Annotated in this window: 12 protein-coding genes; 7 read left to right on the forward strand and 5 right to left on the reverse strand. The window is 59.0% G+C overall.

Going from position 1 to position 12052, the window contains the following annotated elements:
• Window positions 1-120 precede the first annotated feature (120 nt).
• Complete coding sequence (locus HMPREF3138_RS16305) at window positions 121-696, reverse strand: aminodeoxychorismate synthase component II (protein ID WP_038878095.1); 576 nt, start codon at window positions 694-696, stop codon at window positions 121-123.
• Between the two features lie 72 nt (window positions 697-768).
• On the reverse strand, window positions 769-2298 hold the full coding sequence (locus tag HMPREF3138_RS16310; protein WP_038878098.1) for a helicase HerA-like domain-containing protein: 1530 nt from the start codon (window positions 2296-2298) through the stop codon (window positions 769-771).
• A gap of 210 nt (window positions 2299-2508) precedes the next feature.
• Between HMPREF3138_RS16310 and HMPREF3138_RS16315 the strand changes: the two genes are divergently transcribed.
• Both HMPREF3138_RS16315 and HMPREF3138_RS16320 read left to right on the forward strand, forming a co-directional pair.
• Window positions 2509-2778 carry a hypothetical protein gene (locus HMPREF3138_RS16315; protein WP_033636282.1) on the forward strand — a complete coding sequence of 90 codons (270 nt, stop codon included), beginning with the start codon at window positions 2509-2511 and terminating at the stop codon, window positions 2776-2778.
• A gap of 17 nt (window positions 2779-2795) precedes the next feature.
• Window positions 2796-3074 carry a type II toxin-antitoxin system RelE/ParE family toxin gene (locus tag HMPREF3138_RS16320; RefSeq protein WP_038878101.1) on the forward strand — a complete coding sequence of 93 codons (279 nt, stop codon included), beginning with the start codon at window positions 2796-2798 and terminating at the stop codon, window positions 3072-3074.
• Here HMPREF3138_RS16320 and btsR read toward each other — a convergent pair whose 3' ends face one another.
• From btsR to ppiA, 3 genes are all read right to left on the reverse strand, one after another.
• Entirely contained in the window at window positions 3075-3800 is a 726-nt protein-coding gene (btsR, locus tag HMPREF3138_RS16325; protein ID WP_038878105.1) for a two-component system response regulator BtsR, read from the reverse strand. It abuts the gene before it with no gap.
• Window positions 3800-5485: a sensor histidine kinase gene (locus HMPREF3138_RS16330; protein WP_033636285.1), complete on the reverse strand. Its 1686-nt coding sequence runs from the start codon at window positions 5483-5485 to the stop codon at window positions 3800-3802. Before HMPREF3138_RS16330 ends, btsR begins: the two co-directional genes overlap by 1 nt.
• A 156-nt stretch (window positions 5486-5641) precedes the next feature.
• The gene (ppiA, locus tag HMPREF3138_RS16335; protein ID WP_038878108.1) at window positions 5642-6211 is read right to left on the reverse strand and encodes a peptidylprolyl isomerase A; all 570 of its coding nucleotides are present in this window, start codon (window positions 6209-6211) and stop codon (window positions 5642-5644) included.
• 353 nt (window positions 6212-6564) lie between these two features.
• Between ppiA and HMPREF3138_RS16340 the strand changes: the two genes are divergently transcribed.
• The 5 genes from HMPREF3138_RS16340 (at window position 6565) to HMPREF3138_RS16360 (ending at window position 12016) form a co-directional block, all read left to right on the forward strand.
• Complete coding sequence (locus tag HMPREF3138_RS16340; protein ID WP_038878111.1) at window positions 6565-6903, forward strand: PTS lactose/cellobiose transporter subunit IIA; 339 nt, start codon at window positions 6565-6567, stop codon at window positions 6901-6903.
• Complete coding sequence (locus tag HMPREF3138_RS16345) at window positions 6900-8207, forward strand: 6-phospho-beta-glucosidase (protein WP_049193839.1); 1308 nt, start codon at window positions 6900-6902, stop codon at window positions 8205-8207. Before HMPREF3138_RS16340 ends, HMPREF3138_RS16345 begins: the two co-directional genes overlap by 4 nt.
• A gap of 73 nt (window positions 8208-8280) precedes the next feature.
• Window positions 8281-9261 (forward strand): LacI family DNA-binding transcriptional regulator, encoded by a 981-nt coding sequence (locus HMPREF3138_RS16350; protein WP_038878117.1) that lies wholly within the window; start codon window positions 8281-8283, stop codon window positions 9259-9261.
• 191 nt (window positions 9262-9452) lie between these two features.
• The gene (gene tsgA / locus HMPREF3138_RS16355) at window positions 9453-10637 is read left to right on the forward strand and encodes an MFS transporter TsgA (protein ID WP_038878120.1); all 1185 of its coding nucleotides are present in this window, start codon (window positions 9453-9455) and stop codon (window positions 10635-10637) included.
• Window positions 10638-10993: 356 nt separating this feature from the next.
• Window positions 10994-12016 carry a YdcF family protein gene (locus HMPREF3138_RS16360; RefSeq protein WP_049193837.1) on the forward strand — a complete coding sequence of 341 codons (1023 nt, stop codon included), beginning with the start codon at window positions 10994-10996 and terminating at the stop codon, window positions 12014-12016.
• Window positions 12017-12052 lie beyond the last annotated feature (36 nt).

A 12052-nucleotide genomic window follows, 5' to 3' on the forward strand; every position in this document is an offset into this window, starting at 1 on the left:
CCCTGAAAGTTTTTCAGCGCTATCGTAATGTCAGATTGAAAACATAATCACGAAATATGCATAAAAAACCAATCAAGCGCAAACGCAAAACGCCTGACGGGCGAAAAAAACGCACCGGAATTAACGCTTGAGGAAATTATCCAGCAGCTGGTGGCCCTGCTCGCTGAGCACGCTTTCCGGATGGAACTGCACACCTTCCAGCGCCAAAGTGCGGTGGCGGATGCCCATGATTTCGTCGCGCACGCCGTCGCGCTCGCTCCAGGCGGTCACTTCAAAACAGTCCGGCAGCGTATCGGCTTTCAGCACCAGCGAGTGATAGCGGGTCACGGTCAGCGGATCGCTCAGGCCATGAAACACGCCGACGCCCAGGTGACGAATCGCCGAAGTTTTGCCGTGCATCACCGCGCGGGCGCGCACCACCTCGGCACCGAACGCCTGCCCCAGCGCCTGGTGCCCCAGGCACACGCCGAGGATCGGCAGCTTGCCGGCGAAATGACGAATGGCGGCCAGCGAGATACCCGCTTCGTTCGGGGTACAGGGGCCAGGGGAAATCACCAGATGCTGCGGCGCCAGCCGCTCGATATCGGCCAGCTGCAGCTCATCGTTGCGCTTCACCAGCACCTCGGCGCCCAATTCGCAGAAGTACTGGTAAAGGTTATAGGTAAAGGAGTCGTAGTTATCGATCAGCAGCAGCATGTTAGGTCCGGCAGAGAAAAATGCCGCCACAGTTTACTGATTTAACCCGCCGCTGCCGACGATAATTTCCGCTTACTTTTTACGGCCGCCGGTGATCGACCCCAGCACACCGCGCAGGATCTGGCGGCCGAGATCGCGCGCCATGCTCTTGGCGGCGGTCTGGACGATGCCGTCGCGCTTGCCGCCGCGCGGGCCGGTGGAACCGAACAGCAGCTCGTTCAGGCCGTCCATCAGGCCGCCGCCCGCCTGCTGTTGTTGTTGCTGTTGCGCCTGCGGTTGCTGCCCCTGCTGCGGGGTGCCGACGGTGGCGAAGCCACCCGACGACAGCTTCTCGTAGGCGGATTCGCGGTCGATCATATCCTCATAGCGGCCATACAGCGGCGACTTGTTGATCGCGCTGTTCAGCCCTTCCGCGCCAAGCATGCCCATTTTGGATTCCGGCGCGATCACCATCGCCCGCTCCACCACGTTCGGCCGGCCCTTCTCATCGAGGAATGACACCAGCGCTTCGCCCACACCCAGCTCGGTGATCGCCGTTTCGGCATCGAAGGCCGGATTGGCGCGCAGGGTTTGCGCCGCCGTCTTCACCGCCTTCTGATCGCGCGGGGTAAAGGCGCGCAGCGCATGCTGTACGCGGTTGCCCAGCTGGCCCAGTACGCTGTCCGGAATGTCCAGCGGGTTCTGGGTGACGAAGTAAATGCCGACGCCTTTGGAGCGGATCAGGCGCACCACCTGTTCGATCTTGGTCAACAGCGCCGCCGGCGCATCGTTGAACAGCAGGTGCGCCTCATCGAAGAAGAACACCAGCTTCGGCTGTTCAGGGTCGCCCACTTCCGGCAGGTGCTCAAACAGCTCGGCCAGCAGCCACAGCAGGAACACCGAATACAGCTTCGGCTGATTGATCAGCTTGTCCGCCGCCAGCAGGTTGATCACGCCGTGACCGTTGGCGTCGGTTTTCATCAGATCGTTGATGTCCAGCATCGGCTCGCCAAAGAACTGGTTGGCGCCCTGTTCTTCCAGCGTCAGCAACCCGCGCTGGATGGCGCCGATCGACGCGGCAGAGATATTGCCGTACTGAGTCTGGAATTGTTTGGCGTTGTCGCCGACGAACTGCACCATGGCGCGCAGGTCCTTCATGTCCAGCAACAGCAGCGCGTTGTCATCGGCGATCTTGAACACCAGCTGCAGCACGCCGCTTTGCACCTCGTTCAGATCCAACAGGCGCCCCAGCAGCAGCGGCCCGAGATCGGAAATCGTGGCACGGATCGGGTGGCCCTTTTCGCCGTAAATATCCCAAGGGATAATGGTGCAGGCCTGCGGCTGCCAGTCGGTGACGCCGATCGCCGCCAGGCGCGCCTGCAGTTTCTCGGAAGGCACGCCCTCGGCGCCGATGCCGGACAGATCGCCCTTCACGTCGGACAGGAACACCGGCACGCCGATGCGCGAGAACTGTTCGGCCATTTTCTGCAGCGTCACCGTCTTGCCGGTGCCGGTTGCCCCGGTGATCAGCCCGTGGCGGTTGGCCAACGCCGGCAAAATCACCAGATCCTGCTCCGGTTTTCCGTCTTTCATCGCTTTGGCGATAATCCGTGGTTCACTCATTTTCTGTTCCTTTGACGCTGACGCGGCGCGAAACGCGCCTGTTGATGCAATAAAGCTATAAGCGCCGCGTAACCCCGTCAAGGACAAACAAAATGGCCGCCGTCGGAGCCTGATGAATTCAGATTGCGCTTAGCGTCAGAGCGTCTTTGCTTGAACAATAAAGCACCAGTGCTATAGTGATCATTACGCTGTATATACGAGGTAAATACCATGTCTGAATCTACCGTGGTAATTCGCGTGGATGAAGAGTTAAAAACTGCTTTCGCCAGCGCGGCAAAGGCCGCCGATCGCACGGCTTCGCAACTGCTGCGTGATTTCATGCGCGAGTTTGTCAGCCGCCAGGCGCAGCAGGAAGAGTACGACCAGTGGTTAAAGGAAAAGGTCGAGGTAAGCCGCAAGGCGTTGCGTGAAGGCAAGTTCGCCGACGATGAAGAGGTGGCCGCTTATTTCGCCGAACGCAGAGCCAAATCAACGCAATAAAACACAAAAGGACTTTTGTGAAACTGACATGGACGGAACCCGCCATCGCCGATCGTCTGGCGATTTATGAATGGTTGGAACTTAAAAATCCGGCCGCCGCCGCAGAAAATGATGCAAAAATCGCTGACGCGGCGGCACGCCTCGTGCATCATCCCGCCAGCGGGAAAACGGGTCGGATAGCCGGCACGCGCGAGCTGGTCATCTCCCCGTCCTATCTGCTGGTCTATGAATGGGCGGCTCAACGCGTCATCGTATTGGCCATCGTGCATACTCGCCGCCGGTGGCCGCCGGCATAGTCACCCCCGCAGCCCCAGTTGCTCTTTCAGCGCCTTCAAATAGCGTCGGCTGACCGGCACCGGATCGCCGGCCGACATGATCATCTCCGCTGCGCCGCCCTCTTCGAAGCGGATCTCGCGCACCTGTTCCAGGTTGACCAGATACTGCCGATGGCAGCGCACCAGCGGCGTACGGCTTTCCAGCGTGCGCAGCGTCAGCTCGGTGAAACACTCCATGCCGTCGCTGCGCACCACGAAGACCCCGCTCAGTTTGGAACGGATCGCCAGCACTTCGTCGAACCGCAGCAGATAGATGCGGCTGTGGCCGGTGCAGGGAATGTATTTCAGGTAACCGGCGCTCTCATCCAGCGCCGCCACGTCCTGCGGTGCACTGCGCTGCCGCAGGCGTTGCAACGTCTTGCTCAGCCGCTTCGGCTCCGCCGGCTTCAGCAGATAGTCGAAGGCATGCTCCTCGAACGCCTGCACCGCGTATTCGTCGTAGGCGGTCAGAAACACGATGTGCGGCATGCGGTTGGGATCCAGCATGCCGACCATTTCCAGCCCGCTGATGCGCGGCATCTGGATATCGAGAAACACCACGTCCGGCTGCAGCCGGTGGATCTGGCTGATGGCTTCGATGGCGTTGGCGCATTCGCCGATAATCGCGATCTCCGCCTCGGCCTCCAGCAGATGGCGCAGGTTGTCGCGCGCGGAAGGTTCATCGTCAACAATCAGTGCGTTTAACATCAGGCGGCCCTCTCCATGGGGACATTGAGCGTAATGCGGGTGTAGGCGTCCGGCCGGCAATCCACCTGCACGCCATAGCCTTCGCCGTAGCGCACGCGAATGCGTTTATCCACCAGATTCATCCCCAGCCCGCTGCAGTTCGGTTTCGGCTGGAACAGCCCGGCGTTGTCCGTCACCTGCAGCAGCAGATGCTCGCCTTCGCAGCAGGCGCCGATTTCGATGCGGCCCACGCCCAACAGATGCGAGGTGCCATGCTTGATGGCGTTTTCGACGATCGGCTGCAGCGAGAACGCCGGCAGCCGCACCGCCAACAGCGCCTCCGGCAGCGATACCGCGATCTCCAGCCGATCGGCGAAGCGCGCTTTCTCGATCTGCAGGTAGGCGTTCACGTGTTCAATCTCGTCCGCCAGGCTGACTTCGTCATCCGAGCGTTTGAGGTTTTTACGAAAGAAGGTCGAGAGGGACTGCACCAGATCGCAGGCGCGCTCGCCATCGCGGCGGATCACCGCCACCAGGGTATTCAAGGCATTGAACAGGAAATGCGGATTGACCTGCGCATGCAGCAGCTTGATCTCCGACTGCGCCAGCAGCTGCTTGTGGCGCTCGTACTGTCCGGCCATGATCTGCGCCGACAGCAGGCTGGCGATGCCTTCGCCCAGTGTACGATTGATGGTGCTGAACAGCTGGCTTTTCGGTTCGTACAGTTTGATGGTGCCGATCACCCGCTGGTTTTCGCCGCGCAGCGGGATCACCAGCGTCGATCCCAGCTTGCAGGCCGGATTGATCGAGCAGCAGTAAGAGAGCTGATTGCCGTCGGCATACACCACCTCGTTGTTGTCGATGGCGCGATGCGAATGCACCGAGGCGATCGGCGTGCCCGGCAGGTGGTGATCGTCGCCGATGCCGATAAACGCCAGCAGCTTGTCGCGATCGGTGATCGCCACCGCGCCGATGCCCAGCTCCTGATAGATCACCCGGGCGACCTTCATGCTGTTCTCCTGATCGAACCCCTGCCGCAGGATACCCTCGGTGCGCTCGGCGATCTTCAGCGCCTTGGAAGAGAAGGCGCTGGTGTATTTTTCGAACATCGCGCGCCTATCCAGCAGGATTTGCATGAACATCGCCGCGCCGACGGTATTGGCGATCATCATCGGCAGCGCGATGTGCTCCACCAGCTGCAACGCTTCGTCGTAGGGGCGTGCCACCGCCAGGATGATCGCCATCTGCAGCACTTCCGCCACCAGCGCCACGCCGCCGACGAACAGCGGATTGAACAGCAGCTCGATGCGCCCCCGGCGCATGGCGATGCTGTGCACGATGCCGCCGACCAGGCCTTCCGACACCGTGGAGATCGCGCAGGCCACGTCGGTCATGCCGCCGAGCGTATACCGGTGCAGGCCGCCGGTCAGCCCGACCAGAAAGCCCACCGACGGCCCGCCCAGCAGACCGCCCAGGACCGCGCCTATCGCGCGGGTGTTGGCGATCGAATCCTGAATGTGCAGCCCGAAATAGGTGCCCATGATGCAGAACACCGAGAAGATCACGTAGCACAGCAGCTTGTGCGGCAGGCGGATGGTCACCTGCATCAGCGGGATGAACAGCGGGGTTTTGCTCAGCAGATAGGCGATAACGAGATAGACGCACATCTGCTGCAGCAGCAACAGCACCTGGTTAAATTCATACATGGCAGCAACTCATCCAGAGACAACAAAGGGCGAACGCCGGATTTCCGGTCTGATTATTGTCTGCCGATTAGAGCATGGGGCGCGGGAGAAAACAGTGATGAAGGCAAGGCTTCGGGAGGAAGGAGCGGCCGACCCCGGCGGGATCGGCCAAAAAACTTACGGCAGTACCTTGGCCGACAGAATCACCACCGGTTTGGTCGGCACATTCTGGTAAGGGCCAACGTTGCCGGTCGGCACCTGGGCAATTTTGTCCACCACGTCCATGCCTTTCACCACTTTGCCGAACACCGCGTAGCCGAAGTCACGCTGGCCGTGATCCAGGAAGGCGTTATCCGCCACGTTCAGGAAGAACTGGCTGGTGGCGCTGTCCTTGTCGGCGGTGCGCGCCATCGAGATGGTGCCGCGCAGGTTGCGCAGGCCGTTGTCGGCTTCGTTCTTGATCGGCGCCTTGGTGGATTTTTGCTGCATGTCAGCGGTGAAACCGCCGCCCTGGATCATAAAACCCGGGATCACGCGGTGGAAGATGGTGTTGTTGTAGTACCCGCTGTTCACGTAGTCGACGAAGTTCTGGCTGGAAACCGGTGCCTTCTGGCTGTCGAGCGCCAACTCGATATTCCCCGCCGAGGTCGTCAGCATGACGTGGGTCTCACCGGCGGCGAGTGCGGCTGGCGCCACTGCGGTCAGGGAACACAGCGCGACGAAGGTCACTAAAGTACGTTTGAACATTAACGGGTCCTTTCTCTGAGAGACAAACAACGGAAAAGCGCTTTGATTCTAAAGAGCTGTATCGGCAAGTGCCAGCCATTTACCTATATTTACCCAATTACGGGACATATCCTAGGCGGCCCTGAATTTTGCTGCGGAAAGTATGGGCGCAGAAGGCTTTTTTGCCAACCGCATCACGCATTTTTTGCCCCGCGCCACCCTGGGTCGGTTTTTGCGATCTGCCTCCCAGTTTGCACACGCATTGTCGTTACTCTATTTAAATGAGAGCGCTCTCATTATAAAAAGAACGGATACTGAAGCATCCCACGGCGGCGTCGCCGCGCAACCCCTGGAGAAATGACGTGAGTGAATTGATGACTGAAGTCAGCCCCGAGTTTGAAAGCACCATCATGGAACTGCTGGTGTTCTCCGGCAGCGCGCGCAGCAATGCGTTGATGGCGCTGCGGCAAGCGCGCGCCGGCGACTTCGCCGCCGCGGCCAAACACATGGCCGAGTCCAAAGAGTGGGTGAAGAAGGCGCACCTGATCCAGACCGAGCTGATCGGCCTGGACGAAGGCTGCGGCAAACTGGCGATCAACCTGATCACCGTGCATGCGCAGGACCATCTGATGAACGCCATGGTGATCCAGGATCTGGCCGACGACATGATCGAGCTCTATCGCCGTCAGTCGCAGACGGAGGGCCGCCCATGAGCACGCTCAAAATCGCCGTGATCGGCGGCGGCAGCAGCTACACTCCCGAACTGGTCGACGGGCTGATCCAGCGCATCGAGGAGCTGCCGGTCACCGAACTGGCACTGGTGGACGTCGAACCGGGCCGGCAAAAAGTGGAAACCATCGCCGCCCTGACCCGCCGCATGCTGGCGCGCCACGGGCTGGAGCAGGTGAAGGTCAGCGTGCACTTCGCGCTGGACGACGCCATTCGCGGCGCCGCTTTCGTGCTGACCCAGTTCCGCGTCGGGCAACTGCCGGCGCGCGCCGCCGATGAACGGCTGGGCCTGAAATACCAACTGCTCGGCCAGGAGACCACCGGCGTCGGCGGCTTCGCCAAAGCGCTGCGCACCATCCCGGTGATGCTGGATATCGCTCGCCGGGTGGAAAAGCTGGCGCCGGACGCCTGGATCATCAACTTCACCAACCCGGCCGGCATCGTCACCGAGGCGGTGTCTCGCGGTACCAAAGCGAAGATCATCGGCCTGTGCAACGTACCGATCAGCATGCATCACATGATCGCCAACATGCTGCAGGCGCCTTACGCCGACGTACAGCTGCAGTTCGCCGGCCTGAACCACATGGTCTGGGTGCATCGGGTCACGCACCTGGGGCGCGACGTCACCGCCAAGGTGATCGACATGCTGTGCGACGGTGCGGCGCTGACCATGAACAACATCAAGGAAGAGCCCTGGCAGCCGGACTTCCTGCGCGCGCTCGGCGCAATCCCCTGCCCGTACCACCGCTATTTTTACCAGACCCGCGAGATGCTGGCGGAAGAGATGGCCGCCGCCGGCGAGCGCGGCACCCGCGCCGAGCAGGTGATGCAGGTAGAAAAAGAGCTGTTCGAGCTGTATGCCGATCCGCAGTTAAACACGAAACCGGAACAGCTCAGCTTCCGCGGCGGTTCTTTCTATTCCGAAGTTGCGCTGGAGCTGATTCGTGCTATCCATAATAATCTCGGCACGCAATTAGTGGTCAACACCGCAAACCGCGGCGCAATCCATGGCCTGCCGGACGATGCTGTGATAGAAATCAACTGTATCGTCGATGCCCAGGGCGCACACCCGCTGACCTTCGGCCCGCTGCCGGAGCCGATGCAGGCCCTGACGCAGCAGGTGAAAGCCTACGAACGTCTGACCATCGAAGCCGCGGTGCACGGCGATCGTCACAGCGGGTTGCTGGCGCTGATCGCCAACCCGTTAGTGGGCAACGCCAATCTGGCGCAGCCGCTGCTGGACGAGGTGTTGACGATAAACGCGCCGTATTTGCCGCAGTTCAGGTAAGCGGCTATACGCAGCCAGACAGGGGTTCGGCGCGCCGAACCCATTTTTTTAGCCGTAATTCAGGAGTGGGACGATGGTGACACTGGAAGATGTCGCGGCGCTGGCGGGCGTTTCGCGCGCCACCGTATCGCGCGTGGTGAACGGCGACAGCAACGTCAAGGCACCGACCCGCGAGAAGGTTGAACGCGCCGTTGCCCAGCTCGGTTATACCCCCAACCCGGCGGCCCGCGCGCTCGCCTCCAGCCACAGCAATACCCTCGGGCTGGTCACCACGTCGTACCGCGGCGGCTTCTTCGGCGCACTGATGGACTTCGTGCAGACCGAGGCCGAATCCCACGGTAAGCAGCTGCTGGTGACCCAGGGCCGCAACAGCGCCGAAAACGAATGGCAGGCGATACAGCGGCTATTTAGCCTGCGCTGCGACGGCGTGATCCTGCACGTGCGTTTTCTCAGCGACGATCGGCTGCGCCAATTGGCGGCGGAACAACGTGATTTCGTGTTGCTCGATCGTCTGGTACCGGGGCTGGAAGCCCGCTGCGTCACCTTCGATCACCCGCTCGCCAGCCGCATGGCGACGCAGCAGCTGCTCGATGCCGGGCACCGGCGCATCGCCTGCATCAGCGGCCCGCGTGAACGCCCGTCGAGCCGCCTGCGGCTGCAGGGATTTGAAGAGGCGATGCAGGCGGCGAATATCGAACCGGTGGCCTGCCTGGAGGGCGTTTACGATCTGGAAAGCGGTTACCGCTGCGCCGATCGGCTGCTGCAGCAAGCCGCGCGGCCCAGCGCCATCTACTGCTGCAACGAAGAGATGGCGATCGGCGCGCTGCTGGCGATCAACGAGCACCGCCTGCGGGTGCCGCAGGATATCTCCTTGATCTGCTACGACAGCGGCGAACGCGCGCCTTTCGTGCGCCCGGCGTTGAGCAGCGTCCATTTTCCCATCAGCGAGATGGCCCAATACGCGGCGCGCAGGCTGATCGACCCCGCCACCCCGGCGCACCGGTTTGAGCCGACGATCGTCAACCGTGATTCCATTGTGACGGTGCGCAAATAGATCACAATAATGCGCATCGCCCCTTCATTGGTTACATCAAAAAATCGACAGCCATCACAAAAAATCCCGTTGTCTGTGCTAGGATCCGCCCCCTGGTGGCCTGATCGGGACTTTTTTCTGCGTTTGCCAGGAAAAGCCAGCGGCCTTATGCCAGCGTTAAAACCTCTAACAGACATATTCAGGCCTATACAATGAATGACAGTAACCGCATACGGCTTACCTGGATCAGCTTCTTTTCGTACGCGCTGACCGGTGCTTTAGTGATCGTCACAGGGATGGTGATGGGAAACATTGCAGAGTACTTTAACCTGCCGGTTTCCAGCATGAGTAACACCTTTACTTTCCTCAACGCCGGCATTTTGATTTCGATCTTCCTCAATGCCTGGCTGATGGAAATCATCCCGCTGAAGCGTCAGCTGATCTTCGGCTTTGTCCTGATGGTGCTGGCGGTCGCAGGGCTGATGCTCGGCAAGAGCCTGACCATGTTCTCGCTGTGCATGTTTATCCTCGGCGTGGTTAGCGGTATCACCATGTCTATCGGCACCTTCCTGATCACGCATATGTATGCCGGCCGCCAGCGCGGTTCACGCCTGTTGTTCACCGACTCCTTCTTCAGCATGGCCGGGATGATCTTCCCGATCGTCGCCGCGATGCTGCTGGCCCGCCACATCGGCTGGTACTGGGTTTATGCCTGCATCGGCCTGCTGTACGTGGGGATCTTCGTGCTGACCCTGTGCTCCGAATTCCCGGTGCTGGGCAAGAAAGGCACCGACGCCGGTCAGCCGGTCGAGAAAGAAAAGTGGGGCATCGGCGTGCTGTTCCTGTCGATCGCCGCGCTGTGCTACATCCTCGGCCAGCTGGGCTTCATTCAGTGGGTGCCTGAGTACGCCACCAAGTCGTTCAACATGGACATCGGCCAGGCCGGTAAGCTGGTGAGCGACTTCTGGACCTCTTACATGGTCGGCATGTGGGTGTTCAGCTTCATCCTGCGCTTCTTCGATCTGCAGCGCATCGTTACCGTGCTGGCCGCGCTGGCCACCGGCGCGATGTACCTGTTCGTCAGCACCGACAATCCGGAGCACCTGGGCTACTACATCATGGGCCTGGGCTTCGTTTCCAGCGCCATCTACACCACGCTGATCACCCTCGGCTCGCTGCAGACCAAGGTCTCCTCGCCGAAGCTGGTCAACTTTATCCTGACCTGCGGCACCATCGGCACCATGCTGACCTTCGTAGTCACCGGCCCGATTGTGGCGAAAGGCGGCGCGCACGCAGCGCTGACCACCGCCAACGGCCTGTACCTGGCGGTGTTTGTGATGTGTCTGCTGCTGGGCTTCGTGACCAAGCACCGCAGCCACGGTCACGTGACGCACTGATCCGCACACAGGGCTGAGTTCATCGTCGTTGACTGAGAATGCCCTCTCTCCTTAGATAAATGCCGGCCACTTCTCCCTGGCCGGCATTTTTTATTCCTCCCGCTTTTCCGTAGGCCGGGCTAACGCGCTCTGGGCTGGCGGCATAACCGAATTTCATCTCCAATTCGCGGGGTGACGGAGCGTGATTAAATTGGCATTGTATAAAATGCCAGCACCCTTTATATTTGAAAACTCCGATTAATAAAAAACAACACTGGCCTACCGGCGAATATCGCTCACTTAGCCATTTCACTTATCATTTTCACTCATTCGGCTCTAAAATATTACCATCAAATATATATAAAGGAATATCATAAATGAAGATTATATTTTATGCCTTGCTCTTATCTTTGATAAGCCATGCTCCCGTCTATGGTAAAAATGCGCCATTCACAACGGCTTCAGCCATTAATGCGCGTAACGCAACGCACCAATTTCTCTTAACTGCGAAAAACGCCTATGAGATTTATAACCTGGAAAAATTGGAAAATGCGCTATCCTCGGCTCACCAGAGTGCACCACAACGCCTGGACGTCCTATTTAGCCTGGGAAACACCTATATACTGCAAGGAAATATTAATAAAGCACTGGACGTCTACACCGGAATAAATACCCAAACCGGTGGTGATATTGATGCGCTGACCTATCTGGTGATGTACAAACACTACCTGGGGCAATCAATTACCAACGAAATGTCGGCCCTAAAGAAAATCAGTGCGCAGCGAGCAAAAGATGTGGCGACCATAATCGGCAATATCAATGAGCAATTAGCTATGCCAATAGCGGAAACACTCCCCGCCGGCTACAACACAGACAAGCCAGCGCTAATACTCACCTTAGGCTATGCATTAAAAGAGGATGGCGTCATGGATAATATATTGATAAACCGGCTGAAAAAAACCTTAGCCATGGCGAAAATGTTGCCTGAGGCTAAAATTATCGTAACGGGCGGTGTGCCGAGAAATGACAAAAGTGAAGGTATCGAAATGAAGCAATGGCTGATTGCCCAAGGAATAGACGAAAACAGGATAATTGCCGAAAACTACGCGACAGATACCGTAGAAAACTTTATTTATTCACGTTACATCATCAAACAAGCAAAACGAAATGACATTGTCATCGTCAGTTCCGCAACCCATGTGCGCAGGTGCCATGTCATTTTGCAATCCCTCGCCCTGGCCAAAGGAGAACGCTATAACATCACAACCGTCGCGGCCCCAGACGCCTCCGAAGAAGAGATGAAATTCGAAGGGAAACGCAAACTGGGTATCTATCGTGATGCGCTGCGCGCCTATGGATTGTATATGATTTCGGCCGCACCTGAATTTTCGTTAAACTGATGGCGCGCTCCCGGATGACTCGCTGCCCGCCGGGAG

Source organism: Serratia sp. HMSC15F11 (assembly GCF_001808215.1).
GTDB lineage: Bacteria > Pseudomonadota > Gammaproteobacteria > Enterobacterales > Enterobacteriaceae > Serratia > Serratia nevei.

Bases quoted from the DNA above. Each gene is read 5' to 3' on its own strand.
- HMPREF3138_RS16345 (WP_049193839.1), top strand. From the start codon at position 6,900: ATGAGCACGCTCAAAATCGCCGTGATCGGCGGCGGCAGCAGCTACACT.
- HMPREF3138_RS16315 (WP_033636282.1), top strand. From the start codon at position 2,509: ATGTCTGAATCTACCGTGGTAATTCGCGTGGATGAAGAGTTAAAAACT.
- tsgA (WP_038878120.1), top strand. From the start codon at position 9,453: ATGAATGACAGTAACCGCATACGGCTTACCTGGATCAGCTTCTTTTCG.
- HMPREF3138_RS16360 (WP_049193837.1), top strand. From the start codon at position 10,994: ATGAAGATTATATTTTATGCCTTGCTCTTATCTTTGATAAGCCATGCT.
- btsR (WP_038878105.1), bottom strand. From the start codon at position 3,800: ATGTTAAACGCACTGATTGTTGACGATGAACCTTCCGCGCGCGACAAC.
- ppiA (WP_038878108.1), bottom strand. From the start codon at position 6,211: ATGTTCAAACGTACTTTAGTGACCTTCGTCGCGCTGTGTTCCCTGACC.
- HMPREF3138_RS16310 (WP_038878098.1), bottom strand. From the start codon at position 2,298: ATGAGTGAACCACGGATTATCGCCAAAGCGATGAAAGACGGAAAACCG.
- HMPREF3138_RS16350 (WP_038878117.1), top strand. From the start codon at position 8,281: ATGGTGACACTGGAAGATGTCGCGGCGCTGGCGGGCGTTTCGCGCGCC.
- HMPREF3138_RS16340 (WP_038878111.1), top strand. From the start codon at position 6,565: ATGACTGAAGTCAGCCCCGAGTTTGAAAGCACCATCATGGAACTGCTG.
- HMPREF3138_RS16305 (WP_038878095.1), bottom strand. From the start codon at position 696: ATGCTGCTGCTGATCGATAACTACGACTCCTTTACCTATAACCTTTAC.
- HMPREF3138_RS16330 (WP_033636285.1), bottom strand. From the start codon at position 5,485: ATGTATGAATTTAACCAGGTGCTGTTGCTGCTGCAGCAGATGTGCGTC.